We start from the raw sequence: 26,142 nt of genomic DNA, 5'->3' as shown, positions 1-26,142 counted from the left end.
ACCCCGGCGAAAATTCAGGCTAGCCGCCCTAACGGCTCAGCCGGGTCAATATCATTACGAAACAAGGTAAATGACATGATTGAGACCAAATCAGATGCCCAGATCACCGAGATCCAGAACGATCTGATCAGCAGAGGTGTGAAGTACTGCATGGGCACCTACGTGGATATCCACGGTATTCCGAAAGGCAAGGTTGTGCCGATCAGCCATCTGCATCACATGGCACACGGCTCCGAGCTGTACACCGGCTATGCGCTGGACGGCCTCGGCCAGGCTCCGAACGATGACGAAATTGCCTCGGTGCCCGACCTCGACCACATCATCCAGCTGCCATGGCAACCGGAAGTGGCGTGGATGCCCGCCGACAACACCCTGTACGGTGAACCCTACGAACTGAATACCCGGGTACTGCTGAAAAAGGTTCTGAAACAGGCCAACGCCATGGGGTTTGGTATGAACCTGGGCATTGAAGCCGAGGTGTATCTGCTCAAGAAAAATGCCGATGGCACCCTGTCGGCACCGGACCCGGACGACAAGCTGAAAAAGCCCTGTTACGACATCCGCAGCTTCCTCAGTAACTTTGGCTGGCTCGACCGTATGGCCACCAGCATCAATGATCTCGGCTGGGGCCTGTATTCGTTCGACCATGAAGACGCCAACGGCCAGTTTGAATTCGACTTCAACTACGCCGATGCCATCACCAGCTGTGACCGTTTTACCTTCCTGAAAATGATGGCCAAGGAATACGCCAAACAGGATGGCCTGCTGGCGACCTTTATGCCAAAACCCTTCGCCAACAAAACCGGTACCGGCGCGCACTTCAATATGTCGCTGTACGATCTGGAAACCGGCAAAAACCTGTTCCAGTGCAAACCATCCGAAGACCCACATGGCCTCGGTCTGACCCGTCTGGGTTACCAGTTTATCGCCGGTATTCTGAAACACGGCCCGGCGCTGTGTGCGGTGTTTGCACCAACCGTTAACTCCTACAAGCGTCTGGTGCGTCAGGGTGATATGCCGTACTTCACCTGGGCGCCGGTGTTTAACTCATTTGGCTCCAACAACCGTACCAACTCGGTTCGGGTGCCAATGGGTGGTGGTCGTTGTGAATCCCGTAATGCCGACGGTGCAGTCAACCCGTATCTGGCGGCGGCACTGGCACTGGCGGCCGGTCTGGAAGGGATTCGTGAGAACCTTGATCCGGGTCTGCCACAGGAAAGTAACCTGTACGAACTCACCGAAGCACAACGGGAAGAACTGGGTATCCAGTTCCTGCCACGTACCTTGCAGGAAGCCATTCAGGCCTTTGATTCTGACCCCTTTGTAGAGCAAGTGCTGGGCAAGGAGTTAAAAGCGGAATTTATTCGCTACAAACAGGATGAATGGAACCAGTATCATCTGCACGTCAGTCAGTGGGAAATCGAGCGTTACTCCCATCTGTTCTGATCCGCCTGATGTCTGCAGCCTGCCCTGATCCGGCAGGCTCTTCACCGCTGCTGTTTTGACACCAGCAGCGATGTGCAGCCTCTATCGAAGGAAGCCTGTATCGAAGGAAGCCTGTTATGTCCAAAGACAAGATCAGCCGCATCAGTATTTCCCTGCCGGAAACCCTGCTGGAAGGACTGGACCAGATGGTGGCCGAACGTGGCTTTGAAAGCCGCTCCCAAGCCATTTGTGACATGATCAACCTGCAACTGAACGATCACCGCTCCCGTCAGGGCAGCCAGGTGATGACCGGCACCGTTAATCTGGTGTACGACCATTCGGTGCAAGGCTTGCAGAAAAAACTACACGATCTGCAGTTTGAATACATCGACGAGGTGATCTCCAGCCTCAACGTTAACCTCACCCATACCAATACGCTGTCGATTATTCTGGTACAGGGCCCGGCCGATTTGCTGAACGAAATCGCCGACAAGATGATCACCCTGCGGGGTGTGGTTTACGGCCGCCTGTTACTGAACGCCTACACCATTCCGCCGATTCACCCGCTGCCACCGAAACAGGTGTAAACGCCTCAGAAAATCTGCTTCAGGACCTGGCGTAACCGGCGCATTGCTTGTCGAACTTCTGCTGAAGGCTGTTCTGGCGGGAGTTCACTTCGGCCGTATCCAGATACACACGTTTGCCGCTGGCATCATAGTCATAAAAACGATTGCTACGACTGATATCGGTGAGTTTGCCCAGCATCACACGGCAAGCGTTATTACGCGCTTCGGCCACTTTTGCTTCCTGGGCTTTTTGTGCCTGCAGCTGTTTGCGTTCGGCTTCACGCAGTTGCAGCCAGTCTTGCTGGCGCTGCAGACGATCGCGCGCCATCACATCAACATCTACTTGAGTAGGGGGAATCAGCGCAGGGCTGGCAACCCGCCGTTCAGAAGGGGGGAGATCGCTGAAATGCAGAACGCCTTGCTCATCGCGCCATTGCCACACCTCGGCCAGTGCGGGCTGCACAACACCACCGCAGAACAATATTAACAGCAGAGAAATTGAGTGCCGTTGCATGGATACCTCCGTTTATCCTGGTGCTGGCGTAGGCAAGCGGCCTGATGCAGCCCAATTGCATTTTCTTTACTCATTTTGCCGATAGTGAACAGTATTTCACATTTTCTGTCCAACAAAACTGCTCTCAGTTAGTCGGAATATTTGTTTGATCCGTCAACTGTAAAAAGTTTATTCCGCTATTCCCCATCTGTCGAAGTCGCACACCGTAGCACTGAATCATTCCAGACAGATGGTTATCATAGAAAAAATTGCCAACGATTTGTTATTAAAGGAATTCCAATGAAACGCTTCAGCACTACCCTGCTCATGTTGACCCTGGCAACCCTGCTGGGCGGCTGTGCCGCCGAAGTAGGTAGCGATGAGTGGTGTGCGGATATGAAAGAAAAGCCAAAAGGCGACTGGACGATGAACGAAGCAAAAGACTTCGCTCGCCACTGCATTCTGAAATAATTCCCCGACAAGGCTTTTAACGACTCAAACAAACACGCCGGAGCCACTGCAAAATTGCAGTCACTCCGGCGCGATTATTTGATCAGGAATAGTGGCTATGTAACTGTTTCTGCCGCTGAAACGACGACAGCCTGGCAACAGACGCTGGATCAGTGCTTGTGATTGCGGATCACAACGGGCATCAACATCGGAGAGCCAGCATAAATATCACCAGACACAGCGCTCGGATCAGATGAGGTAGTATCGTCAGTCGGTGCAACGCGGAAAAATCCGGTAAAACCGATAAACAGAAAAGCCCATACGGCTACAATGGCAAACAGGTTTTCAGAAATAAATTCGGCCATCAGACACTCTCCAGCGGAACACGCAAAATCGTCAGACAATGAGATTGTTTTAGCACGTCCGTATGCAGAGACCAGCCCATGATGCAGCAATCGCGAACAAATTAGCATTTGTGCCAGCAGCATGGCCTGATGCGTCGTATTATTGACTCCAATCAACCATTAACGATCGATAATTGATCTATCGATTACCGATCCAGACTCCCAGATGAGAAACCATCATGATCGAAAAACCCCTTCCTCCCGGTGACTACGAATGCTGCGAAAGCGGTTGTGATCGCTGCGTCTGGGACATTTACCGAGAAGACCTGCAAGAGTGGGAAGCCGCGCAGAAAGCTGCCAACGCTAACCCGGAACCTCCTCAGGCTACTCCAACCATCAGTGAGCAAAAGAATAGCTGATGCTCTGAACCTGACTGGCTGCTGACAGGTTAGACAACCTGTCATATGAGACTGACGATAAACGGTATGCCGCTAAAATGCCAAACATTTACGAGGTTATCAGTAACGTCAACCAATCCAGGTCATGAAACGACTGAGTGGCGAGATATCGCCACTCAGTTGGACCGGCACCCGAACCTGAAAAACCCTCCAGACCGGTTACAAGATTAACCCGGCACAACGGCGCGTAACTGCCCTGCCACCACGGTATTGGCCTGCCCGGCCAGCAATACCCGCTCGCTCTGCACCACCACCTCAACCACACCACCACGTGCCGACGCCTGATAGCCGCGCATACTCAAACGATCAAGCCGCCCACACCAGTAATCCGCCAGCGCACAATGGGCCGAACCAGTGACCGGATCTTCATTAATCCCTACGGCCGGAGCAAAAAAGCGCGACGTAAAATCAGCGCCCTCACGTCCGCCTCGTGCGGTCACAATCAGCCCCCGATAAGGCAACTCGTGCAGGGCGAGAAAGTCAGGTTGCAAGGTCTCGACCCACTCAGCGTCATCCAGTTCAATCAGCCAGTCCGGGCCAGCGCTGGCCTGCGAATACGCCACCAGCTGCTCTGGAGTAACTCCCAGCACCTTTGCCATCGTCTCTGGTGCCACCGATTCGCCTGTGATGGTTCTGACTCGTGGAAAATCCAGCTCGATCAGGTCTTCGCGGCGCTTGGCCCGCAATTCACCACTGCGGCTATGAAAGACCAGCTCATCACCACTGACACCGGCTTCAGCCCATAACACATGAGCACTGGCCAGCGTTGCGTGGCCACACAAATCCACTTCCACCGCCGGCGTAAACCAGCGCAACTGCCAGCTGCCATCGGCACGGGGCACCAGAAACGCGGTTTCCGACAGATTCATCTCAGCGGCCACGGACTGCAAAAAACTGTCTGCAATTTCGTCATGACCAACCGGCAACAGACATACCGCCGCCGGATTGCCCGCAAATGGGCGATCCGCAAAGGCATCAACAATAAACAGGGGTACAGCCATGAAGTCCTCCAGACAATCTCGATTCAGCCTCCAGTCTAGTGGCTGCTTCCTTGCCGTAACAGTTGCAGGTGCGGCAAATTGTATCGGTACAGAGTGCGACAAGACCCAATCTGTACTGGTTAAAATCCATTGAACTGTATCGGGATACCCCGGCCGCAAGGCTCTACCATAAAAACGCTTACCCGATTCCCGCATACCAGCCGTTTCTGACGGAGTTAACGCATGACCAGTCTGTACGAACAGATTGCTGACGATATCAGCACCAACATCATGAATGGCCTCTATCGGCCCGGCGAACGCCTGCCGGGCGTTCGACAGCTTGCCCAGGCACGTGGTGTCAGCATTGCCACCGTGATGGCGGCGTATCGCAATCTGGAGAACCGTACACTGGTCGAAGCCCGTGACCGCTCCGGGTTTTATGTCTGTGGTCATAGCCAGAAACGCCTGCCTGAACCCGCTGTGGCGGCCTTTACCCCGGCACCAGCACCGGTAACCGGCCAGGAGCTGGTAGCGGCCATGGCACGCGCGGCCAGTGCCCCTGCGACCATTCAGTTAGGGGCGGCTGTGCCCGATTCGAGCTTTGTACCCATGCGCCAATTACAGGCCAGTATGGCGACCATGGCGCGACATCATGGTCTCGAAGCCATGACTTACCAGTTCCCACCGGGGCTGGCGGAGTTACGCCGCCAGATTGCACGGCGCATGGTCAATCGTGGTTGTGTGGTCAGTGCCGATGACGTGGTAATCACTAACGGCTGTCAGGAAGCTCTGATCATTGCCCTGCAAGCCACCACCAGCCCCGGTGATCTGGTGGCGCTGGAATCACCGGCCTATTACGGCCTGCTGCAGGTGCTGGAGTCCTTACAGCTGAAAGCGCTGGAGATTCCGGTACACCCTTCCACCGGTTTGTCACTGGAGGCTCTGGAGCTAGCGCTTAGCCGCTGGCCAATCAAAGCCTGTGTGGTCGTCCCCAATTTCAACAATCCGCTCGGCTTCTGCATGCCCGACGAGCACAAACAACGTCTGGTTGATCTGTTAAACCAGCACGAAGTGGCGCTTATTGAAGACGATGTTTACGGTGATCTGGGTTATCACCGCGAGCGTCCAAAGAGTTGTAAGGGCATGTTGCGAGCGGGCATGGCCGACCGTATCTACTACTGCAGTTCGTTCTCCAAAACCCTGGCACCGGGGCTACGAATCGGCTGGCTGTCGGCCCCAACCAGTCAACGGGCTCGAGTCGAACACCTCAAGTATGTGCAGAACATGGGCGTGAACAGCCTGGCCCAGCGAGTGGTGGCCGATTTCCTCGAAAACGGTGGATACGACCGCCATTTGCGCCAGCTGACATCGGCGCTGGCGCTGGCGACATCCCGCATGGCCAGTGCAATCCAGCAGTATTTCCCGGCGGGCACACGGGTTTCCCGCCCTGAAGGTGGTTATGTGTTGTGGCTGGAGTTACCAGAGGGAGTAGACGCTATTCGCCTGACCCAACAGGCTCTGCAGCGCGGTATCAGCATCGCCCCAGGCCCGCTGTTTTCGGCCAGCGGACGTTTTGGCAATTGTATTCGCCTGTCCTGTGCGTGCCGCTGGAATCCGGCACTGGAGCAAGGCTTACAGACCCTCGCCAGCCTGATTGAAGTGCAAATGAACGAGGCCTCTCACTGATTGTCCACAGGGCAATCGGGCCTCATTCATTATCCACAACTTCTGTGGATAACCCTCGGAATAACACTGGCGTTGGCCGATTCCTGCTTGGCTCGTACAAATTGATCATTTTTTGATCAATTAATGCATTTGTGCCTTACAGGAAAGAACGCACACGGGCAGCCAGTATTTCCAGCTCGGCCAGATCGGCCATTTCCGCAGCGTGGCCCTTTAACGCCTTGCTCTGCAGGAACGCCCCCGGCAGCACATGGAAGTGCACATGTGGCACTGTTTGCCCGGCCTCCGTGCCGTTCAGCTGGAACAGGCTGGTGCCGTTAAAACCGAACGCCTGTTCAAGTGCTTTGCCAACCTTTTTGGCCGTGCGCAGACACGCCGCCATCGACTCATCGGACAATTCGTAAATGGTGACGGCCGGTTCCTTGGGAATCACCAACGCGTGGCCCGGCAGCTGCGGCATGATGTCCATAAAAGACAGAGTCTGATCATCCTCGTACAGACGGATACAAGGCAGCTCACCGCGCAGAATGCGGGCAAAAATATTATTCGGATCGTATGCCATGCTGGCCTCCCTGAGACGGATCGAATGCCCGGTAACCACCGGATCTCTTGATCATGCAGAAGGCTGTCATAGCTGTAAATCCATGATTTCACTACTCATCTGTTCAGTAATGGGGCCAGCCATCGACTCAACCATCCAGACAGCCCCCTCCTTCTCTGCTCTTCGCATCTGGGCAAGCCTTGATTCCGGGCTGGACAGCCTCGTCTGAAGCTCTGACAATCGCCGTTTTTTCATTGCAGGGTCGTGTTATGTCTGAACCCCGTTTTCTGCTGGTATACGGAAGCCTGATGAGCCACAAAGGCTTGCGCACCAGTCTGCCCCAACAACAGAACAGCGCCATGCACCGTTTGCTGTTGCGCCACGCGCGCAGCGTCGGAACCCTGCAGGTGCCGGGCAAACTCTGGTTGCGCCACGGGTATCCGGTGCTGGTGCCCGACGCCCACAGCCCATCGCGCGTTCAGGCTGAACTCTATGAGTTGCTGCGCCCGGCGCAGCTATTGCCCGAGCTGGACGCCTACGAACTCAGCAATGCCAATCATCGTTTTCCACGGGAATACCAGCGCAGCCGCCTGCGCGTCACTCACCCACAAACCGGTCATACGGTAGAGACCTGGGTGTACAGCAATGGCCAGAGTCTGGCGCGTTGCCAGCCGATTCATCATGGCGACTGGCAGCGTTTCTGCCGCGAACGCGCGGTCAGCCATCCGCGTCCGCTGAACCCGGCTGCCTGGTGCTGAACCCGTGAACAGCCTCAGCATTCGCTCCTACCAACCACTCACCGAAACCCATATCCATGACTGGCACCAGCTGGTATTACCCCTGCAGGGCAGCATTCATATTGAACTGGAAGGTTATCGAGGGCTGGTCGGTGTGGGCGAATGTGTGGTGATACGCAGCGGTCAGCGCCACGATTTTGGGGCCAACGAAGCGGCCCGTTTTGTGGTGGCCGACCTTGATGAGTTGCCTGCGCCTCTGGCCGATACCCCACACTGTCTGTTCAGCATCAATCCGCCACTGCGCAGCTTTCTGCTGTTTGTTGAGCAACAGCTGGAGTACCGGGTCGATCCCCAGGTAGAAGCCAGCATGGTGCAGTTATTCGGCCAACTACTGAGCCAGCAGCATATGGCACCACCCCAGGACCGCCTGATCAGCGCGATTCAGCACTGGATCACTGAACAGCTGCATACCAGCCTCGGCATTAACGAGCTGGCGCGTCAGGCCGGGCTCGGAACAACCCAATTCAAAAAGCGTTTTCGCGAGCAACTCGGCATCAGCCCGATGCAATACATCACCCGCGAGCGTATGGAAAAAGCCCGCGCCCTGCTCAGCCACACCGACCTCAGTGTCCAGCAGATCGCCGAGCAGACCGGTTATTCCGATGTTTCAGCCTTCAGCCGTCGTTTCAGCCAGCACTTTGGTTTACCACCGCGAGTATTTGCACAGGGTCAGAACCACAACGGCGTCTGATCAGCACAATCTGGTGTCTGATCAACACTTCCGGCCAAACCGCTACCGATTACCATGGCTTCCAGTTGATAACGAACCGTTAATCGAGTTGAACCATGCCCCCTGCTCACTCATATAACACACGTCAGAACGGTGTAATGGCCATTCTGCTGGCTTCCTTCCTGTGGGGAACCACCGGCACCGCCGCCAGCTTTGCACCACTGGCCAGCCCCATGGCGATTGGAGCCTTCGCCATGGGAATCGGTGGCCTGCTGCAGGCTCTGCTGGCATACCGCCATCTATGGCATGACTGGCCAGGTTTACGCGCCAATCCTGCGCTGGTACTGACCGGCGCGCTGGCGGTTGCCATCTACCCACTGGCCTTCTACAGCTCCATGCGGTTCGCCGGAGTAGCCACCGGCACGGTGGTTACCATCGCTTCCGCCCCGCTGCTGACCGCCGTTATCGAACGCCTGTTTGGCAACCATAACCCCATGGACCGGCGCTGGTTTGTCAGCCTGATGTTGGGAATATCGGGGATTCTGTTACTGGCTCATCCAGGTGATCAGGAGCAACTGCCGAGTACCGACAGCCAACACAGGTTCGGAATCATCCTCGGACTGGTCGCCGGTTTTACCTACGCCCTGTATTCATGGATCGCCGTGCGCCTGATTCAACGAGGTGTACGCTCCCAGTCCGCCATGGCCGGATTGTTTGTACCCGCCAGCCTGATACTACTCGGCTCCCTCTGCCTCACCGGCAACCAGCTGTTCGCCACCCCCACAGGCAGCGCCGCCGTGTGGTACATCAGCTTGATACCCATGTTTATCGGCTACGTATTATTCGGCTACGGCCTGCGCCATATCGACGCCAGCCGCGCCACCCTCCTCACCCTGTTTGAACCCGTCGTCGCCGCCTTTATGGCCGTGTTTGTCGTCGGCGAAACCATCACCTGGTACGGCTGGCTCGGCGCAGGATTGATAGGCGTATGCCTGTTGATACAGACGCAGAAGGCATGAGGTCGAGTCGGGCGTCTGGCGAGCAGCATTCATCAACACACCGCTTTAACCCAGCGCAGCTGGCTGCCGTTAACTGCCCATCTGGGCGAGCCGGGATTCACCGCAACGGCCGACCCGGCCGGGGCATGGATGCCCCGCCAGGCCCGTTGGCACAGGGATGTGCCATCGGGCCGGGGTCGAAACGCCGTTGTCGGGGAAAACCGGGTAAACGAGCCCAGTCGGGCAAAAGCAGGGGGAGGCCCGCCCGGCCGGGGGACAAGATCCCCCAAGAGGGCAAACAGCTTCGCCAATTAACAAGCCGAGTAGCCGCCAGAGGTCGGACGTCGGACGTCGGACGTCGGACGTCGGACGTCGGACGTCGGACGTCGGACGTCGGACGTCGGACGTCGGACGTCGGACAAACAGTATCCATCAACACCGCTTTAACCCAGCGCAGCTGGCTGCCAAATGCCCATCTGGGCGAGCCGGGATTCACCGCAACGGCCGACCCGGCCGGGGCATGGATGCCCCGCAAGGCCCGTTGGCACAGGGATGTGCCATCGGGCCGGGGTCGAAACGCCGTTGTCGGTGAAAACCGGGTAAACGAGCCCAGTCGGGCAAAAGCAGGGGGAGGCCCGCCCGGCCGGGGGACAAGGTCCCCCAAGAGGGCAAACGGCCAGGCCAATTAACAAGCCGCAAAGCGCCTGGGCCCGGCCAGCAGCCAGCCGCCAACCAAACCTACCCCAGCTCCTGAATCGCCGCGGTAATCCCCTCCACAGTCAGCGGAAACATCCGGTTCTCCATCAACTTGCGGATCATCCCCATCGAACCATGATCCACCCACCAGCGCTCCGGCGTCGGATTCAGCCACACCACATGTGGATAATGCTCCGTCACCCGCTGCAGCCACACAGCTCCCGCTTCCTCGTTGTTGTGCTCAACACTGCCACCCGCATGGCTGACTTCCCACGGCGCCATACTGGCGTCGCCCACAAAGATCACCTTGTAGTCCGGGCCATAGGTGTTGAGCATGTCACGAGTCAGCAGGCGCTCGCTGTAACGCCGACTGTTATGACGCCAGACAAACTCGTACAGACAGTTGTGGAAGTAATAACTTTCGAGGTGTTTGAACTCGGCACGCGCGGCAGAAAACAGCTCCTCACAGGCCCGCACGTGCATATCCATCGAGCCGCCGATATCCAGCAGCAACAGCACTTTTACGGCGTTGTGCCGTTCCGGCACCAGCTTGAGGTCGAGAAACCCGGCATTGCGCGCGGTCGCACGAATGGTGTCATCAAGATCCAGCTGATTGGCCGCGCCATGACGGGCGAACTGGCGCAGCCGCCGCAAAGCCACCTTGAGGTTACGCACACCCAGCTCAACCTTGTCGTCGAGGTCACGGTAGTTACGCTGATCCCAGACTTTTACGGCGCGGTTATGGCGGTTTTCGTGCTGACCAATACGGATGCCTTCCGGGTTGTAGCCGTAGGCACCAAACGGCGACGTCCCCGCCGTGCCGATATTCTTGCTGCCACCCTGATGGCGCTCTTTCTGGTTTTCCAGACGCTCACGCAGCGCCTCCATCAAGGCATCCAGACTGCCCTTGCCCGCCACCCCGGCTTTTTCAGCATCGCTCAGAATGCGTTCAACTTCCTTGCGCAACCAGTCCTCGGGCAGGTTCAGCTCTTCCAACACACTATCGAACGCCCGTAAGCCTTCGAAATAGTCACCAAATGCCCGATCAAAACGGTCGTAGTATTTTTCGTCCTTGACCAGACACAAGCGCGCCAACTGGTAAAACTCATCAAGATCGGCAAACGCCAGCCCCTGCTGCAAGGCCCGCAGCAGGTCGAGATATTCACGAATGGAAGCCGGAACACCGGCGGCCCGCACTACCTGAAAAAAGTCGATCAGCATCGGACTCCCCTCTTTGCCAATACCGGCTGGTATCAGCTGCGACGGCGACTCATAAACGCCAGTTTTTCCAGCAGCATCACATCCTGCTCGTTCTTGATAAGCGCGCCGTGTAACGGCGGAATCGCCTGGGTGCCCTGCTTGTTCTGCAACGCATCCAGACCAATATCATCCGCCAGCAGCAGTTTCAGCCAGTCGATCAGCTCAGAGGTGGTCGGCTTTTTCTTGAGACCGGGCACGGTGCGCAAATCAAAAAACACATCCAGCGCGGTTTGCACCAGCTCCGGTTTCAGCGCACCAAAGTGCACATCCACAATCTGCTGCATGGTATGGCGATCAGGAAAATCGATGTAATGGAAGAAACAACGCCGCAGGAAGGCATCCGGCAGTTCTTTTTCGTTGTTACTGGTAATCAGCACAATCGGGCGCTGACGGGCGACCACCCGTTCCTGGGTTTCGTAAACAAAGAACTCCATCTTGTCGAGTTCCAGCAGCAGGTCGTTGGGAAACTCGATATCGGCCTTGTCGATCTCGTCGATCAGCAACACCACCGGCTTGTCAGCCTCAAACGCCTGCCAGAGCTTGCCCTTGACGATGTAATTGCGAATATCGTGCACCCGGTCGGAACCCAGCTGCGAGTCACGCAGACGGCTCACCGCATCGTATTCATACAGGCCCTGCTGGGCGCGGGTGGTACTTTTGATATGCCACTGGATCAGCTCAGTACCCAGCGCCGCCGCCAACTGCTCCGCCAGCATGGTTTTACCCGTGCCTGGCTCGCCTTTTAACAGCAAGGGTTTTTGCAGAGTGATGGCAGCGTTAACCGCCATCGTCAATTGTGGCGTCGCCACATAATCGGCAGTACCGGTGAATTTCAGGCGCACAGGCTGGGTCATAACAGGTCTCCAGAGCGTAATCAGGCCAGTGTAACACTGGCCTGATTCGCCTCAACCAGTTGGGAATTCATCCTTCGCCAGTGTCACCACTCCATCATTTCATCACTGCCACCGAAGCTGGCCGGGAAGGCTTTGTAATGTGGCAGCTGGTCGGCCAATGGATGGACGGCGTCCTGACATTGCACATGAAATTGCGGCTGGAAGGCACCGTCTGGCAGGGCGTAGGCGTTGACGCTGCGCAGGTTGATGGCGCTGAGTTCAGAATACATATGCATGCCGCACTGGGCGCAGCGCAGGCGCGGGGTGCGTTCGAGGATAAATTCGACCAGTTCGCCGCAGATCTGGCGGACAGCCGCCGCCGGGTAAATCGACGACGATACATAAGCCGCGCCGTGGGCGCGCTGGCAATCCTTGCAGTGGCAATGGACCTGTACGAGGGATTCGGTATGGATTTCCAGCACCACCGATTGGCAATGGCAGACGGCTTTGATCATGGGGCACCTGTGGGTTAAGGAGTGAGGTCTGAGTCGCGGGATGAATATAAGTGGGCATAAATGCCCACGCTACGACAGAGATGCTCTGGGCAGGAGATGTTCTGGGCGGGAGATGTTCTGGGCAAGTGGGCAGAAATGCCCACTCGACATCCGGCGGAGCCAGTCTTTCAAGGGTTTCTACAGTGGTAACCGGCGGACTTCGCTTGCATAAATTCACCCCGGCTGCCCTGGCAAGCATGGGAATCATGCCCTGAAAACGTCACCTCCTTGATACAAGCGTGGTACAGCACTTTATAAACATCCGAGCAGTACATCTTCTCGAGGTTCGGCAGTCGCAGGGTTTGGATATTATGGAGGTCCCACAACGGGTACAAATCCCGCACCGGGTTATCACCCAGCCACAATGATTTCAGGTTCGTCAGGGAGCGCAGCGGCGATACATCTATAATATGGTTGCGAGTCAACACCAGGGTTTTCAAACCGGTAACGTTCTGGATACCCGCCAGTGATTCAATTTTTCTGTATTCGCAACGAAGCTCGGTCAGATTTTCCAGATGACCACCCTGCAGTTCCGGTGGTACGTAGCGGCCAGACATCCCAAAATCCAGACTGTCTTTGATGCAGTCTTTTAATCCCGGGTCGGCAATCCGGAAACGCTCCAGAGTTGCCAGCAACGCTGCCTCGTGTTGTTGCTGCGCCTGCTGACGAGCATCATCCTGGGCATCGAGCATGGCGTTCTGCTGCTCTTCGAGTAACGCGACACGGGGGACTTGAGAACATTTAAGCAGCGCAAATGCCGCCACAATACCGAGTAGCAAATACGCAAGAGGATGGGTTCGGCTGGAATCCATACATAAACATCCATGTTGATGAGTTCAATATCACCCCGTCACTCCGACGGGCATAAACTGCCAGCATTCGCATGACAGATCATGACGATTTCTGACACTCATGATTGTAACCATAGATGCCTTGCAGGCCAACCTTCGATTGGCTGGCGCCAATCTATCCTCACTGACGTTTATTTGTTCTTGCCGTCCTCTTCGTCGATATCAAATTCACCCCAGTCCTGATCATCCAGACCTTCCGCCAGCGCTTCATCGGCTCCACTGGCCGGTTCTGACAAGGGGTTGATATTGGTATCACCGCCCAGGGTGTCCGGGCGTTTTTCTTCGCCGCTGGCCGGAATCTGTTCTTCACCGGCGGACATAAAGGCTTCGAAGTCGTCCATCTCCTGAATGTTGTCACCCGGTTCCAATTCAGCGGCTTCGGCCATAATGCCGGAGCCAACGGCCACCGCAGTACCGGCTGCCTGTGTATTGGTATTGTCGGCGGCGGGTTCAGCCTTGGCTTTTTTGCGTTTACGCAGGAACAGGAACACCCCGACCAAAATCAGCAGGAACACCAATACACCACCACCCACCATGGCCATGAACATCCAGTCGAGCGGTTCTTCGGTTGCGGTTGTGGCGTCGTCCGGTGCCGGAGTGGTTGCCAGTTCAGTGGATTGCGGTGCCGCTGGCACCGCGGTGGCTTCCGTGGTCACCGGTGTTTTTTGATCGCCGTCGGTCTGGGCTTCGTCGGTTTTGCTGGTCACTTCAGCGGCCGGAGCTGCGGCCGGTTTTTCGGCGACCTTGTTGGTGGCAACCGTTTCACGCAGCGGGAATTCCGCCACGATGGTTTCTGGCTGACTGCGGAAACTCTTGCCACCCACGCTGACGCCCCGAATGTTCAGCTCGTACTGGTATTCACCATCGCCCTGAGTCGCCATGGCGTCGTAGTTCCAGCTGCGAGTACCCTGATCAAAATCCATGGTCTGGATCACCGAGCTGCCATCCGGGTTGGTGACTTTGACCAGCACCCGGCTCAAGCCGGTGTCGATGCCATCGGAATCGGCGCTGACCCGGATCTGCAGCTGCTGGCCCGCTACATCGCGCTGCTCACTGATGGTGAACGGCTCGCTGAGGTTGGCGGTAATCACCCGCTGGCGGTTAAAGGTACGGCCCTGAGCCTGAATCTCGAAGCGGTATTCACCCGGCTGTGCCAGACGCTCAAGGGTATGTAGGAAGATGCCATCGGCGGGCAGTTTTTCGGGGTCCGACAACAGCTGACTGACGGTATGGCCATCAGGGCTGGTGATCGACAGGGTAAAGTCGGTCAGCTGCAGCAGCGCCTTTTCCTGAACCACCCGGTTTTCATTAAACAGGGCAATGCTGATCTTGACCGGATCACCACTGAACAGCGTGGCGGCGATGCCGTCTACGCCAAGACTGAGGTCGGACAGAATACGCACCCGGTTGTCCGGATCAACATCGGCGTTTACCTGCCACTCCCCCGGCTCGGGATTGCTGATGGTGACCAGATCAAAGTTGACTTCGTTGTGCCAGCGCAGGTCAGATTTGCTATCAGCAGAGGCCTGATCGTAGGTTTTGCCGGACGGGCTGATCAGCTGGCTGGCCTTGCCACCGGGTTTACGAAACACCAGCGCGGTAAATTCCTTGATGCTGTTGTCGATGGTAAAGCGGTTGTTTTTAAGCCCGACCTCTTCCGCCGGGGCGGCACGTTCAAAGGCTTTCAGGAAACTCTTGCTCAGTGCTTCGGCGGTGTCGGCCTCCAGATACAAGCCGTCGGTTTCCATGGCGATTTGTTGTAACAGCTTACGGTCGGCAGCATCCGACAGCGCCAACGTATGGATTTTTACCCCGGCGGCTTTATAAGCGGGCAAAACGGTTTTGAACAAACGCTCACGTGAAGCCTGATTCGGGCCTTCACCGGCACTGGCAGGTGCCATATCGATACGGCCGTCGGTCAGCAGGATCACACTCTGGTCATAACCGGACATCGCCTTGGTGCCAACCGCGGCCTTTTCGAGCGCCTCGGTCAGGTTAGTGCGTTGACCACTGGAATTGATCGACTTTCCCGCCGCACGGGCCCGGGTTCGCCAACCATCGTTCACCTGCCCGACCGGCAATGGGTTGTTCACCCCCTGCGCAAAAGTCCAGACACCGCCACGAGAACCATCAGGCAGTAGTTCAACCACCAGATTCAACGCCGGAACCCGCAGGTTATTGGGATCGGTCTGCTTCATACTGCCGGAAATGTCGATCACCACCCGCACGTCGGCCGGTTGCTGGGCAGCATGCACACATGCCATCACCAGCCACAACAGGCCAGCCCACAACAGTCGGGTGAGAGGATTTTCTACGGGCTTTTTCATGCGATCTCTCCGCCAGCGCGACACCCGGACGCCATCCAGGTATGCAGTCGCCCCCAAACACGTGGGGCTTTCCCTTAACGCTAGCAAAGATCAGGCTTTCGGCCAGATTTGGGCATGAATCTGGCTAGAATCCGCCAGAGTTTTGTTCAATGAGGCCTGTGTTGGGTGTCGGGTGTCGGGTGTCGGGTGTCGGGTGTCGGGCGTCGGGCGTCGGGCGTCGGGCGTCGGGCGTCGGGCGTCGGGCGTCGGGCAAACAGCATCCACCAACACACCAATTTCACCCAGCGCAGCTGGCCACCGTTAATTGCCCATCTGGGCGAGCCGGGATTCACCGCAACGGCCGACCCAGCCGGGGCATGGATGCCCCGCAAGGCCCTATTTTTACCGATAGACAGGGCACAAGGACGTGCCATCGGGCCGGGGTCGAAAAGCCGTTGTCGGGGAATACCGGAGACACAAGCCCAGTCGGGCTAAGCAGGGGGAGGCCCGCCCGGCCGGGGGACAAGGCCCCCCAAGAGGGCAAGCGGCCTGGCCAATTAACAAGCCGAGTAGCCGCCAGCAGCCGTCGGACGTACATCATCCAGACCCAAACCACCAGCACAACATCCGCAACATCAACATCGGCTTCACCCAGCGCAGCTGGCTACTGAATGCCCATCTGGGCGAGCCGGGATTCACCGCAACGGCCGACCCAGCCGGGGCATGGATGCCCCGCAAGGCCCGTTGGCACAGGGACGTGCCATCGGGCCGGGGTCGAACAGCCGTTGTCGGGGAATACCGGAAAAACGAGCCCAGTCGGGCAAAAGCAGGGGGAGGCCCGCCCGGCCGGGGGACAAGGTCCCCCAAGAGGGCAAGCGGCCTGGCCAATTAACAAGCCGAGTAGCCGCGAAGCGTCAGGCGTCGGGCGTCGGGCGTCGGGCGTCGGACGTCCGACGTCGGACGTCGGACGTCGGAAGAATGGTGTCAATCAACACCGATCTGGCCCAGCGCAGCTGGCTGCTGAATGCCCATCTGGGCGAGCCGGGATTCACCGCAACGGCCGACCCGGCCGGGGCATGGATGCCCCGCAAGGCCCGTTGGCACAGGGACGTGCCATCGGGCCGGGGTCGAAACGCCGTTGTCGGGGAATACCGGAAAAACGAGCCCAGCGGGCAAAAGCAGGGGGAGGCCCGCCCGGCCGGGGGACAAGGTCCCCCATGAGGGCAATCAGCCAGGCCAATTAACAAGCCGAGTAGCCGGACGAACAGCATCCAGACCCAAAACACCAGCACAACATTCCCACGCAGGAGCGTGGGAACGAGATAAAGTAAAAACCGCAGCATACCCACGCAGGAGCATGGGTACGAGATAAAAGCCGCGAAGCGCAAGAGCCGCGGCCCGGCCATGCCCGATTACATACTCGGATCGATACGGGTTGCCTGTGGACGCTGACGTGGTACCGGAGCTGGCTCCATTTCTTCTTCGTGCACATCACCGGCCAGTGCAGTTTTCGGACGCAACATGCGAGTGACCAGCACCATAAGTGCCCCACCCACCAGACCCACACACCACCAGGTCAGTAAACCCGGCTCCTTGACGTTACCGGCATTCATCAGGGTAAAGGCGCTGACCATAAAGGCTGGCGCATACTGGTTGCCAATATCCACGGCAGGCGCCGGGGTCAACAGCAACACCGCACCGGCAGCACGAGCGATATCACGAGCCAGCGTGCCACGCGGCAACCAGAAAAAGACCTGGCTCCAGCACCACACACCTACCAGACCGGCCACGATGTACATGGTCCACATCAGGGTGGTGTTGCCGGTGTAGGCCATTTGGCCCAGCAGATTCAAGAGTTCCAAGGTTCGCTCCTTGCCTCAGTTAAACAGGGTCAGACGGTTGATCGATGCCTGCTCAGGCTTTCCAGATGATGTGGTCTTCCCACTCTTCTTCTGGCACCTGGTCATCCGGGTAGCCTTTGCCCGACAGCGAAATACCGGCATGGTGCACGGAGTCCGGGTCGCCGGTCAGCAGCGGATGCCACTCCGGCAGCGGTTTGCCTTCCGCCAGCAAACGGTATGCACAGGTATCGGGCAACCAGAAAAAGCTTTCGGCCTGATCGGGTGTCAGCCACACACAATGCGGCACTTTTTTCTGACGATCTTCATAGTTGCTGCAACGACAATCCGGTTGTTGCAGGTAACGACAGTGAACATCGGTGTAATAAACATCACCGCTGTCCTCATCCTCCAGTTTGTGCAGGCAGCACCGGGCACAGCCGTCGCAGAGTGATTCCCACTCTTCACGGGTCATGTCACGCAGCGATTTGCGCATCCAGAAGACGGTCTGACTCATGACTTATCCAGTTTGCAGAACAGGTCAAGACGATCAATGTCTTTTGGTGGTGGCATCTGCAGATAAAAACCGTTGGTTGCCATTTGCTCCAGCACTTTTGGCGCCTCGGCACGGGCCAGTTTTTTCTCCGGGGTGATGATCATGGTCATCGCCAGCACCGGTGCACCGAACTGCTCCATCAGGGCTTCCGGTACACGGCTAAGGCCATCGGCACGGGTAACGTACAGATAGGTTTCGTCTTTTTTACGACTCTTGTAAACGTCGCAGAGGGTTTTGCTCATGATTCACTTTCCACATAGGGCTGTTTCGACAGCTCAGCCAGCAATACCAGCAAGGGTTCCCCGATTTGCTCCTGACGCCAGCCTGCCAGACTTTCCGGCAGACACCACTGGCCGTTATCACCAGAGCGGATCAGGGCTTCCAGGGCCTTTTTGCGGGCCAGAATTTCCGGCGGTATGTTAAGCGCAGTCGCGCGTGAGGCAACTACTTCTTTGGTTTGTTTCAGCCATAGTCCGGCTTCTGGCGACAGCGGAGTATCGAGGATACGAGGCCATTGATCGGCCGGTGCTGCCAGCGCATTACGGATGATTTTCAGCAACTCCGGGGCATCATGACGCAGCACTTCGTGGCGCAGACCGGCACGCGCCAGCTGTTCACGATTGGAAGGCTTGTAGCGCGCCATGTTCCAGAGGCTGTTGTCGTCGATCACCTTGCTGCGCGGCACATCACGCTCACGGGCTTGCTGTTCACGCCAGATCGCCACCTGTTGCAGCACGTATTGCTCTTGCGGGCGCAGACGCCACGCCAGTTTGACGCGGCGATAATAGTCAGCCGGATTATCGGTCTGGCCAAAATCGGCCAGCAGACGCTGGCAGTCTTCGGTCAACCAGTGACGACGCCCCATGTCGGTGAGGGCCTTGTCGAGCAGCGGGTACAGCTGGTGCAGATAAAACACGTCGGCGACGGCGTAACGCACCTGCTCATCACTGAGCGGACGTTGCAGCCAGTTGGAGCGGGTTTCTTCCTTGGCCAGTTCAATCCCCAGCAGCAGGCCAACCAGTTTCTGGAAACCCAGAGAGCCGCCCATACCCGCCAGTGATGCGGCCATCTGGCTGTCCACCAGCGGCTCGGGTAATTCACCGGTCAGGCGTCGGCAGACTTCGAGATCTTCCGCACAGGCATGAAACACCTTGATGACGTCGGTGCAACGGAAAACCTGCGCCAGCGGCTGCCAGTCGGTAATTAATAACGGATCAATCAGGTAGCAGGAATGGCTGTCGGCCACCTGCAGCAAACCGGCTTGCGGATAAAAGGTACTGACCCGGACAAACTCGGTATCCAGAGCCAACCAGGGCTCGGACAGCCAACCCTGGCAATGCTGACGCAGCGTTTCGTTGCTGCAAACCCAAACGGGTTCCGGGACGTGGGGTACGCTCACGACTTCTCCTCGGGGTCCGGCAAGCTGCCCGCAGCTTGCTCCAGCCATACATCCCAACCCGGTGCCTGACAGTCAACGTCGGCACGGCGAGCCAGGGTGCTCAGATAATGGGCAGTAGTGCGCCCTTCAACACTGCTGTCGAGGGCAACGATCAGGGCAGCGGGCGGCTGCTCGGCACGCAGGAGTTCATCCAGCCGGTCGAGCCCTAACTGTAACGGGCCCTGCCCGTCCAGCGGCGATAACAGACCATGCAGGACAAACGCTGTTCCACTCCAGCCAGCGTCCAGCGCTTGCTGCAAGTGCTCCGGTTGCTCAACCACCAGACAGCGAGTCTGGCGATTGTCCAGCGTTTGCCAGTGCTGGCAAAACGCACATTCGGAGTTAACGGTATACGAACGACAATCAGCACACAGCGCCACATCGGTGAGTGCACCTTGCAGCGCCTGTACCAGCCCCTCTCCTTCGCCCCGATGGGCCAGAAGATGGCGGGCAAAACGCATCGCCGCTCGTGGCCCAACACCGGGCAGGCCGTCGAATGCGGCGGCAACTGCGCGGATCTGGGCGGGAATCAGGCGCACCAACGGAGATGCAGTCCGATTCTCAGAACGGCAGTTTCATACCGGCAGGCAGACCCATACCGGCTGTCATCTTGGACATCTGTTCCTGGGAGTTGGATTCGATCTTGCGAACCGCGTCGTTCACGGCGGCTGCCAGCAGGTCTTCCAGCAGTTCCTTGTCTTCGCTCATCAGGGAGTCGTCCAGCTCTACACGCTTGACGTCGTGACGACCATTCATGGTGACTTTCACCAGACCAGCGCCGGATTCACCGGTCACTTCGGCTTCAGCCAGTTGCGCCTGCATTTTTTGCATCTGTTCCTGCATGCGCTGGGCCTGTTTCATCAGATTGCCCATACCACCTTTGATCATGATGTATCTCCTGTAGGTTAACCGGCGCGAGTATCCGCCACGCGGTTCAAGAATTCAGTGGGCGAATGCTGTCGGGCAGCACCACCGCATTAAAACTGCTGAGTATATGGCGAACCCGCTGATCCGTCTCGATGGCTTGCTGGGCCAGATAACCGGCTTCGGCAACCAGACGCTGACGACGTTGTTCCGGGGTTTCACCACGGGTGACCTGCAATTGCATGTTGATGCGAATACCCGGCACACGGGCTTGCAGTATCTGTTCAATTTTCTGGGCATGAGTGGCGTTGAACAAGGCCCCCTGCTGGGGATCGACGTCAAAATCCAGCTGACCATTGTCCACCCGCACCAGTGCACTGTTACGTGCAATCGCCAGTGTCAGACCACCCAGCCCCAGAGTTTCGACCCATTGCCACCAGGTATGCGGAGCAAGTTCCGGCAGAGTGGCCGGATCAATCACTTCGACAGGACGGGACTCAGGTGCCGGAATCGTGCGGGCAACCGGGGCCGGGGCCAACGCTGATGGCTCAACGAGCAATGGTGCATCCAGCAGGCTGGCAAGCCCACTTCCCGGCCGCACAGAAATCGGCGCAGGCGCGGGTTCGTCGTCATCATCGTCGTCTTCGTCCAGCCACACCGGTGGTTCCGGCGCAAACATTGGCGGTTCGTTATCGTCTACCCATGGCGGTGTTTCGGCAACCGGTGCCGGAACAGCGGGCTCAAAAGCGATCGCAGGAGTTTCCGGTACTGACGGTTCTGGAGCAGGTGCCGGAATAACAGTCGGTGCAGGTGCAATCGGGTTTGCCGGTGCAGCGGCGCTAACCATCGGATCAGGATCCCACGGCGGCGGCAGCTCAGGTTCTTGAGCAGGCGCAGGCGTCGCTGCCAGAGATTCCGGGGCAATATCAACGGGAGCAGGATCAGCAGAAACATGATCAACGGGAGTAACCACAACTGGAGCATGAGGCTCGACAGGCGTTGCCAGAGGCTCGACTGCAACAGCAGCAGGCATAACAGGCACAGCCGCCGTTACAACCGGATCGATACCAGAAACGTCAGAAACAGGCGCAGCCGCTGGCTGGCTGGCAACGGCAGGCGACGGCTCAGTCGCCGTCAGTGGCTTTTTTTTTTCGCTGGTTTGCTGTTCCAGTGCTGATACCAGATCCAGATTGGCCAGCTCAGCATTGGCTTCCGGCATCGGGCGGAACGCTAGCATACGCAGGATCAGCATCTCGAAGCCCTGACGCGGGTCCGGGGCCAACGCCAGATCCTTACGACCGGTCAGACCGATCTGGTAATAGAGCTGCAGATCTTCCGGGTTCATGGCCTGGGCCAGCGCCAGAATGGCAGCACGGTCGCCCTGGGTATTGTCGATCGCATCGGCCATCACCTGGGCAATCGCCGCGCGGTGCCAGAGATTCAGCAAGCCCTGCACCACTTCGTCGTAGTCTGGCGCGTGTTCGGCCATTTCGGCGACTTCGGTCAGGATTTCCGACGCATTGGCGCGTGCCATCACTTCCGCCAGACGGAACAGACGGCCACGGTCCATGGTGCCCAGCATGCTGGTCACCTGCAGTTCCTGCACACTGCCCTCACCGAAGGCAATCGCCTGATCGGTCAGGCTGAGTGCATCACGCATACTGCCCTGGGCAGCGCGGCCCAGTTGCCACAGTGCCGGAATCTCAAACGGCACCTGTTCAGCAGTCAGTACGGTTTCGAGGTAACCAACAATGCTTTCCGGGGTCATGTTCTTGAGGCTGAACTGCAAGCAGCGCGACAGGATAGTCACCGGCAGCTTTTGCGGATCGGTAGTGGCCAGCAGGAACTTGACGTGAGCCGGAGGCTCTTCGAGGGTTTTTAACAGCGCGTTAAAGCTGTGGGTCGACAACATGTGCACCTCGTCGATGAGGTACACCTTGAAACGGCCACGAGTTGGCGCGTACTGGACGTTGTCGAGTAATTCACGGGTGTCTTCCACGCGGGTGCGGGACGCGGCGTCGACTTCAATCAGGTCAACAAAGCGGCCTTCGGCGATTTCGCGACAGGAAGAACATTCACCACAAGGCCGGGCACTGATGCCCTGCTCGCAGTTGAGGCACTTGGCCAGAATTCGGGCAATGGTGGTTTTGCCAACACCGCGGGTGCCAGTGAACAGATAGGCGTGATGCAGACGCTGTTCATTAAGGGCATTGATAAGGGCGCGGAGAACGTGTTCCTGGCCAACCATCTCGTCGAAGAACCGGGGACGCCATTTACGGGCAAGTACCTGATAACTCATGAGAATCGAAGGCTCTGGATGGCAAGTGATGAGGCATAATAGCCTCTGGCGGCGCAGTTGTCAGTCTGGAGATGACCCCCACCAGCCACACCCCGGCACACGAGTTCACTACTACCGTTGCTCCCTTCCGGGCCTGGCGGGGTTTGTAGTGTATCGTTGCGAGGGGACCAGCAGGGGCCACCATAACAAAAGCTGCCTTGCGACAGGAGGACGCATCCTAATACAGAAAAACCCGAGAGATCAAGCAGATATTGCAAAATTTTGTGCGCCACGCACAAATTTCACATATGCAACCAGTGACGAAGGGCCAGATTAACCGCTTCGGTACGAGTTATACCCAAGTCCGCGCACACTTCATCCAGGCGCGTGATCACCGCTGCCTCGACCTTGACCTCAAGACGTTGCAGGCCCTGCTCCTTGTCACGCTGACGCTGGAACCGTTTGTTAAAACGACTCTGCACCCGGCGATCGTAAGGGTTGCTGCGTGGGCGTCCCCGACGCGGCGTCGAGAACATATCGATAGTAGTGCGATCTTCGGGTTGTACTGACATCGGGAATACCAACAAACAAACGGCGGGAATTATGCCGTGCAAAACCCTGAATGCAAGACCGACAACACATGCCGAGGCTTTCTGTATCGCTTGCGAATCACTTGCCAAGGCTGCATCCGGGCAATTACTGTTGTTGAATCTCAACTGACATGTCTGTGATAGCCCAGTGACCGCGACGCGCCTTTCTTCCGAACAGCTGACTCAGGCTGTTGATCTGAACACCCTTACCTTTGTGACTACTGATGAACTGGAGAGCTTCCAGGGCGTGCTTGGCCAGGATCGGGCGGTTAACGCCATCCAGTTCGGGGTTGCCATGCAACGCCCCGGTTACAATATTTTTGTTATGGGTGATACCGGCACCGGCCGTTCTTCTTATGTACGGGATTACCTGAAGAGTGAAGCCAAACGTCAGGCCACTCCCAGTATCTGGTGTTACGTTAACAATTTTGCCAATCCGCGCGAACCACGTTCGGTTGCCCTCGACCCGGCCGAAGCCGACCTGCTGCGCAGCAGTATGCGCGAGCTGATCGACCAGCTGCTGGCAACCTTCCCGGCCGTGTTCGAGAACCCGGCTTACCAGCAAAAAAAGTCAGCGATCGAATACCTGTTCAATCGCCGTTACGACCGCGCCATCGAACAGGTGGAAAAAGAAGCCCACAAACAAGGCGTAGCGGTTTATCGCGACTCCATGGCCATCAGCTTCACCCCGATGCGTGATGGCAAGGCGCTGGACGAAACCGAATTTGCCCAGCTGCCGGAAGACGAACGCGAAGACTTCCACGAAACCATTGCCGAGCTGGAGCAGATGCTGGGTGACCAGCTGGCCGAATTGCCGCAATGGAAACGTGAAAGCAGCGACCAGCAACGTGAGCTGAACCAGCTGGCGATCCAGCAGGCCATCCTGCCATTGCTGGAACCGATTCGTGAGCGCTTCACTCACCACGACCGCCTCAAGACCCACATCGACGAGCTGGAAGAATACCTACCACGTCTGGTGCTGGAGGAGCTGGTCGACGAACGCCTGCTGGAGATTCGCGAGGAATACGTCAAACGCAATCGCCTCGAGGAATTCCTGCTGCCAAACGTGGTGACCCATCACAGCGACCAGAGTGGCGCCCCGGTAGTCTACGAACCACATCCGAGTTACACCAACCTGTTCGGCCGTATTGAATACAGCTCCGAACAGGGCGCACTGGTGACCAACTATCAGCGCATCTGTGCCGGTGCCCTGCATCGCGCCAACGGTGGCTACCTGATTCTGGACGCCGAAAAAGTGCTGGGCGAACCGATGGTCTGGGATGCGCTGAAACGCGCCATTCAGTCCCGCCTGCTGAAAATGGAATCGCCGTACAGCGAGATGGGCTGGGTTAACACCACCAGCTTGCTACCAGAAGTCATTCCTCTGTCGGTCAAACTGGTGCTGATCGGCTCCCGTCAGGTCTATTACCTCCTGCAGGAATACGATGAAGACTTCAAACGCCTGTTCCGCGCCGTGGTGGACTTCGACAATGACCTGCCACTGAACAGCGACTCACTGGAAGCCTACGCCCGCCTGCTGAAAAGCCGTGTGGTTGAACAGGGGTATGCGCATCTGAGCCGTGCCGCCGTCGAACGTATGGTGCGTTTCAGCGCCCGTCTGGCGGAGCAGCAGGACACGCTCAGCGCACACCTGGGTGAACAGTTTGATCTGCTGGCCGAAGCCGACTTCCTGCGCCGCCTGGCCAAGGACGAGCTGATCGAGCCCGCACATATCGACCGCGCCCTGCAGGCCAAACAGGAACGCACCGGACGGGTGTACGATCGCCTGTTCGAGCAAATGCTCGACGGCACGGTGCTGCTGGAAAGCAGCGGCAAGGCGGTTGGCAAGATCAACGGCCTGACGGTGATGTCACTGGGAGACACCAGTTTTGGCTCCCCTGCCCGCATCACGGCAACCGTGTATCCGGGCAGCAAGGGTGTGGTGGATATCGAACGTGAAGCCAGCCTCGGTCAGGCCATTCACTCCAAGGGTGTGATGATCCTGAGCGGCTTTATGGGCAACCGTTACGCTCAACAGTTCCCGCTGGCGATTTCTGCTCACCTGGCGATGGAACAGAGCTATGGCTACATCGATGGCGACAGTGCTTCACTGGCCGAACTGGTGTGCCTGATTTCAGCTCTGATCCAGCATCCGGTTAACCAGAACTTTGCCGTGACCGGCTCCATGAACCAGCACGGCGAAGTGCAAGCGATTGGTGGTGTGAACGAAAAGATCGAAGGCTTCTTCCGCCTGTGTGCCGCCCGCGGCCTTACCGGCGAACAGGGCGTGATTATTCCGGCATCCAACCGTCGCAACCTGATCCTGCACGATGACGTGGTCGCGGCGGCCGCGGCTGGCAAGTTCCACATCCATTGTGTAACCCATGTGGATCAGGCCATCGAACTGCTGATGCAACATCCGGCCGGCGAACTGAACGACCAGGGTGAATTCCCGGAAGACAGCATCAATGGTCGAATCATTGCCCGCCTGAAGGCGATTGCCAATCTCAGCAAGAAACACGAAGACTGATAACACTGCTGCGGTTTCAGCCACTGCCACGGGGCAACCCGCTGGCAGTGGCAGCGCCCGTCCGGGGCGCAGAAAACGTCCGTCTGCACAAGACATCAGTTCGCAGAAGCTATCCACGCCGAGCACAGAAACACAAAAGCCAC

The 26,142-nt window shown here is 57.6% G+C and carries 26 protein-coding genes and 1 other RNA gene; 9 read left to right on the top strand and 18 right to left on the bottom strand.

Going from position 1 to position 26,142, the window contains the following annotated elements; translation table 11 throughout:
• Positions 1 to 75 precede the first annotated feature (75 nt).
• Complete coding sequence (gene glnT / locus OUO13_RS16435; RefSeq protein WP_283174978.1) at positions 76 to 1,446, top strand: type III glutamate--ammonia ligase; 1,371 nt, start codon at positions 76 to 78, stop codon at positions 1,444 to 1,446.
• Between the two features lie 116 nt (positions 1,447 to 1,562).
• Positions 1,563 to 2,012, top strand: coding sequence for a nickel-responsive transcriptional regulator NikR (nikR, locus tag OUO13_RS16430; protein WP_283174977.1), 450 nt, complete (start codon positions 1,563 to 1,565; stop codon positions 2,010 to 2,012).
• Between the two features lie 19 nt (positions 2,013 to 2,031).
• Here the strand turns inward: nikR and OUO13_RS16425 are convergent, their stop codons facing one another.
• The gene (locus OUO13_RS16425) at positions 2,032 to 2,505 is read right to left on the bottom strand and encodes a DUF4124 domain-containing protein (protein WP_283174976.1); all 474 of its coding nucleotides are present in this window, start codon (positions 2,503 to 2,505) and stop codon (positions 2,032 to 2,034) included.
• A 279-nt stretch (positions 2,506 to 2,784) separates the two neighbouring features.
• On the opposite strand from OUO13_RS16425, the gene OUO13_RS16420 reads away from it, so the two are divergent.
• A complete protein-coding gene (locus tag OUO13_RS16420) occupies positions 2,785 to 2,955 on the top strand; it encodes a DUF3012 domain-containing protein (protein WP_283174975.1) in 171 nt (56 codons plus the stop codon).
• Between the two features lie 149 nt (positions 2,956 to 3,104).
• Here the strand turns inward: OUO13_RS16420 and OUO13_RS16415 are convergent, their stop codons facing one another.
• On the bottom strand, positions 3,105 to 3,422 hold the full coding sequence (locus OUO13_RS16415) for a hypothetical protein (protein ID WP_283174974.1): 318 nt from the start codon (positions 3,420 to 3,422) through the stop codon (positions 3,105 to 3,107).
• 95 nt (positions 3,423 to 3,517) lie between these two features.
• Between OUO13_RS16415 and OUO13_RS16410 the strand changes: the two genes are divergently transcribed.
• Positions 3,518 to 3,697: an oxidoreductase-like domain-containing protein gene (locus OUO13_RS16410; protein ID WP_283174973.1), complete on the top strand. Its 180-nt coding sequence runs from the start codon at positions 3,518 to 3,520 to the stop codon at positions 3,695 to 3,697.
• A 206-nt stretch (positions 3,698 to 3,903) separates the two neighbouring features.
• Here the strand turns inward: OUO13_RS16410 and OUO13_RS16405 are convergent, their stop codons facing one another.
• On the bottom strand, positions 3,904 to 4,737 hold the full coding sequence (locus OUO13_RS16405) for a PhzF family phenazine biosynthesis protein (protein WP_283174972.1): 834 nt from the start codon (positions 4,735 to 4,737) through the stop codon (positions 3,904 to 3,906).
• A gap of 222 nt (positions 4,738 to 4,959) precedes the next feature.
• On the opposite strand from OUO13_RS16405, the gene OUO13_RS16400 reads away from it, so the two are divergent.
• Positions 4,960 to 6,402 (top strand): aminotransferase-like domain-containing protein, encoded by a 1,443-nt coding sequence (locus tag OUO13_RS16400; RefSeq protein WP_283174971.1) that lies wholly within the window; start codon positions 4,960 to 4,962, stop codon positions 6,400 to 6,402.
• A gap of 136 nt (positions 6,403 to 6,538) precedes the next feature.
• Here the strand turns inward: OUO13_RS16400 and OUO13_RS16395 are convergent, their stop codons facing one another.
• Positions 6,539 to 6,961 (bottom strand): HIT family protein, encoded by a 423-nt coding sequence (locus OUO13_RS16395; RefSeq protein ID WP_283174970.1) that lies wholly within the window; start codon positions 6,959 to 6,961, stop codon positions 6,539 to 6,541.
• Positions 6,962 to 7,209: 248 nt separating this feature from the next.
• Here OUO13_RS16395 and OUO13_RS16390 point away from each other — a divergent pair, with 248 nt between their 5' ends.
• The 3 genes from OUO13_RS16390 to OUO13_RS16380 all read left to right on the top strand — a co-directional run bounded on the left by OUO13_RS16390 (position 7,210) and on the right by OUO13_RS16380 (position 9,426).
• Positions 7,210 to 7,698, top strand: a complete 489-nt coding sequence (locus OUO13_RS16390; RefSeq protein WP_283174969.1) for a gamma-glutamylcyclotransferase family protein — start codon at positions 7,210 to 7,212, stop codon at positions 7,696 to 7,698.
• A 4-nt stretch (positions 7,699 to 7,702) separates the two neighbouring features.
• Positions 7,703 to 8,428, top strand: coding sequence for an AraC family transcriptional regulator (locus OUO13_RS16385; protein ID WP_283174968.1), 726 nt, complete (start codon positions 7,703 to 7,705; stop codon positions 8,426 to 8,428).
• 137 nt (positions 8,429 to 8,565) lie between these two features.
• Positions 8,566 to 9,426: a DMT family transporter gene (locus OUO13_RS16380; protein ID WP_283174967.1), complete on the top strand. Its 861-nt coding sequence runs from the start codon at positions 8,566 to 8,568 to the stop codon at positions 9,424 to 9,426.
• 717 nt (positions 9,427 to 10,143) lie between these two features.
• Here OUO13_RS16380 and OUO13_RS16375 read toward each other — a convergent pair.
• The 14 genes from OUO13_RS16375 to ybfE form a co-directional block, all read right to left on the bottom strand.
• Positions 10,144 to 11,322: a vWA domain-containing protein gene (locus OUO13_RS16375; RefSeq protein ID WP_283174966.1), complete on the bottom strand. Its 1,179-nt coding sequence runs from the start codon at positions 11,320 to 11,322 to the stop codon at positions 10,144 to 10,146.
• A 32-nt stretch (positions 11,323 to 11,354) separates the two neighbouring features.
• Positions 11,355 to 12,197 (bottom strand): AAA family ATPase, encoded by an 843-nt coding sequence (locus tag OUO13_RS16370; protein ID WP_283175046.1) that lies wholly within the window; start codon positions 12,195 to 12,197, stop codon positions 11,355 to 11,357.
• Between the two features lie 101 nt (positions 12,198 to 12,298).
• Complete coding sequence (locus tag OUO13_RS16365; protein ID WP_283174965.1) at positions 12,299 to 12,709, bottom strand: GFA family protein; 411 nt, start codon at positions 12,707 to 12,709, stop codon at positions 12,299 to 12,301.
• Between the two features lie 167 nt (positions 12,710 to 12,876).
• Positions 12,877 to 13,560 (bottom strand): leucine-rich repeat domain-containing protein, encoded by a 684-nt coding sequence (locus OUO13_RS16360; protein WP_283174964.1) that lies wholly within the window; start codon positions 13,558 to 13,560, stop codon positions 12,877 to 12,879.
• A 170-nt stretch (positions 13,561 to 13,730) separates the two neighbouring features.
• Positions 13,731 to 15,926: a VWA domain-containing protein gene (locus tag OUO13_RS16355; protein WP_283174963.1), complete on the bottom strand. Its 2,196-nt coding sequence runs from the start codon at positions 15,924 to 15,926 to the stop codon at positions 13,731 to 13,733.
• A 1,391-nt stretch (positions 15,927 to 17,317) separates the two neighbouring features.
• Entirely contained in the window at positions 17,318 to 17,767 is a 450-nt protein-coding gene (locus OUO13_RS16350) for a hypothetical protein (RefSeq protein ID WP_283174962.1), read from the bottom strand.
• A 52-nt stretch (positions 17,768 to 17,819) separates the two neighbouring features.
• Positions 17,820 to 18,260, bottom strand: coding sequence for a YcgN family cysteine cluster protein (locus OUO13_RS16345; protein WP_283174961.1), 441 nt, complete (start codon positions 18,258 to 18,260; stop codon positions 17,820 to 17,822).
• Entirely contained in the window at positions 18,257 to 18,541 is a 285-nt protein-coding gene (locus tag OUO13_RS16340) for a YcgL domain-containing protein (RefSeq protein ID WP_283174960.1), read from the bottom strand. Before OUO13_RS16340 ends, OUO13_RS16345 begins: the two co-directional genes overlap by 4 nt.
• Positions 18,538 to 19,698, bottom strand: coding sequence for a ribonuclease D (rnd, locus tag OUO13_RS16335; RefSeq protein WP_283174959.1), 1,161 nt, complete (start codon positions 19,696 to 19,698; stop codon positions 18,538 to 18,540). The genes OUO13_RS16340 and rnd overlap by 4 nt, the downstream gene beginning before the upstream one ends.
• A complete protein-coding gene (locus OUO13_RS16330) occupies positions 19,695 to 20,276 on the bottom strand; it encodes a toprim domain-containing protein (RefSeq protein WP_283174958.1) in 582 nt (193 codons plus the stop codon). The genes rnd and OUO13_RS16330 overlap by 4 nt, the downstream gene beginning before the upstream one ends.
• Before the next feature lie 22 nt (positions 20,277 to 20,298).
• Entirely contained in the window at positions 20,299 to 20,625 is a 327-nt protein-coding gene (locus tag OUO13_RS16325) for a YbaB/EbfC family nucleoid-associated protein (RefSeq protein WP_283174957.1), read from the bottom strand.
• A gap of 46 nt (positions 20,626 to 20,671) precedes the next feature.
• Entirely contained in the window at positions 20,672 to 22,900 is a 2,229-nt protein-coding gene (gene dnaX / locus OUO13_RS16320; RefSeq protein WP_283174956.1) for a DNA polymerase III subunit gamma/tau, read from the bottom strand.
• Positions 22,901 to 22,976: 76 nt separating this feature from the next.
• An RNA gene (gene ffs / locus OUO13_RS16315) (signal recognition particle sRNA small type) lies at positions 22,977 to 23,073 on the bottom strand.
• Positions 23,074 to 23,181: 108 nt separating this feature from the next.
• The gene (ybfE, locus tag OUO13_RS16310) at positions 23,182 to 23,451 is read right to left on the bottom strand and encodes a LexA regulated protein (RefSeq protein ID WP_283174955.1); all 270 of its coding nucleotides are present in this window, start codon (positions 23,449 to 23,451) and stop codon (positions 23,182 to 23,184) included.
• Between the two features lie 166 nt (positions 23,452 to 23,617).
• On the opposite strand from ybfE, the gene OUO13_RS16305 reads away from it, so the two are divergent.
• On the top strand, positions 23,618 to 25,999 hold the full coding sequence (locus tag OUO13_RS16305) for a Lon protease family protein (RefSeq protein ID WP_283174954.1): 2,382 nt from the start codon (positions 23,618 to 23,620) through the stop codon (positions 25,997 to 25,999).
• The last annotated feature ends 143 nt before the right edge of the window (positions 26,000 to 26,142 follow it).

The sequence above is a fragment of the Parathalassolituus penaei genome, assembly GCF_026626885.1.
In the GTDB taxonomy this organism is placed as follows: Bacteria; Pseudomonadota; Gammaproteobacteria; order Pseudomonadales; family Oceanobacteraceae; genus Oceanobacter; species Oceanobacter penaei.
The sequence above is the reverse complement of the archived record's forward strand: the minus strand, read 5'-3'. Positions and strand labels throughout refer to the sequence as shown.

What these genes read in the sequence shown, in the direction of transcription:
- glnT (WP_283174978.1), top strand. Translation starts at nt 76, where the DNA reads ATGATTGAGACCAAATCAGATGCCCAGATCACCGAGATCCAGAACGAT.
- nikR (WP_283174977.1), top strand. Translation starts at nt 1,563, where the DNA reads ATGTCCAAAGACAAGATCAGCCGCATCAGTATTTCCCTGCCGGAAACC.
- OUO13_RS16425 (WP_283174976.1), bottom strand. Translation starts at nt 2,505, where the DNA reads ATGCAACGGCACTCAATTTCTCTGCTGTTAATATTGTTCTGCGGTGGT.
- OUO13_RS16420 (WP_283174975.1), top strand. Translation starts at nt 2,785, where the DNA reads ATGAAACGCTTCAGCACTACCCTGCTCATGTTGACCCTGGCAACCCTG.
- OUO13_RS16415 (WP_283174974.1), bottom strand. Translation starts at nt 3,422, where the DNA reads ATGCTGCTGGCACAAATGCTAATTTGTTCGCGATTGCTGCATCATGGG.
- OUO13_RS16410 (WP_283174973.1), top strand. Translation starts at nt 3,518, where the DNA reads ATGATCGAAAAACCCCTTCCTCCCGGTGACTACGAATGCTGCGAAAGC.
- OUO13_RS16405 (WP_283174972.1), bottom strand. Translation starts at nt 4,737, where the DNA reads ATGGCTGTACCCCTGTTTATTGTTGATGCCTTTGCGGATCGCCCATTT.
- OUO13_RS16400 (WP_283174971.1), top strand. Translation starts at nt 4,960, where the DNA reads ATGACCAGTCTGTACGAACAGATTGCTGACGATATCAGCACCAACATC.
- OUO13_RS16395 (WP_283174970.1), bottom strand. Translation starts at nt 6,961, where the DNA reads ATGGCATACGATCCGAATAATATTTTTGCCCGCATTCTGCGCGGTGAG.
- OUO13_RS16390 (WP_283174969.1), top strand. Translation starts at nt 7,210, where the DNA reads ATGTCTGAACCCCGTTTTCTGCTGGTATACGGAAGCCTGATGAGCCAC.
- OUO13_RS16380 (WP_283174967.1), top strand. Translation starts at nt 8,566, where the DNA reads ATGGCCATTCTGCTGGCTTCCTTCCTGTGGGGAACCACCGGCACCGCC.
- OUO13_RS16375 (WP_283174966.1), bottom strand. Translation starts at nt 11,322, where the DNA reads ATGCTGATCGACTTTTTTCAGGTAGTGCGGGCCGCCGGTGTTCCGGCT.
- OUO13_RS16365 (WP_283174965.1), bottom strand. Translation starts at nt 12,709, where the DNA reads ATGATCAAAGCCGTCTGCCATTGCCAATCGGTGGTGCTGGAAATCCAT.
- OUO13_RS16360 (WP_283174964.1), bottom strand. Translation starts at nt 13,560, where the DNA reads ATGGATTCCAGCCGAACCCATCCTCTTGCGTATTTGCTACTCGGTATT.
- OUO13_RS16355 (WP_283174963.1), bottom strand. Translation starts at nt 15,926, where the DNA reads ATGAAAAAGCCCGTAGAAAATCCTCTCACCCGACTGTTGTGGGCTGGC.
- OUO13_RS16345 (WP_283174961.1), bottom strand. Translation starts at nt 18,260, where the DNA reads ATGAGTCAGACCGTCTTCTGGATGCGCAAATCGCTGCGTGACATGACC.
- OUO13_RS16340 (WP_283174960.1), bottom strand. Translation starts at nt 18,541, where the DNA reads ATGAGCAAAACCCTCTGCGACGTTTACAAGAGTCGTAAAAAAGACGAA.
- OUO13_RS16325 (WP_283174957.1), bottom strand. Translation starts at nt 20,625, where the DNA reads ATGATCAAAGGTGGTATGGGCAATCTGATGAAACAGGCCCAGCGCATG.
- dnaX (WP_283174956.1), bottom strand. Translation starts at nt 22,900, where the DNA reads ATGAGTTATCAGGTACTTGCCCGTAAATGGCGTCCCCGGTTCTTCGAC.
- ybfE (WP_283174955.1), bottom strand. Translation starts at nt 23,451, where the DNA reads ATGTCAGTACAACCCGAAGATCGCACTACTATCGATATGTTCTCGACG.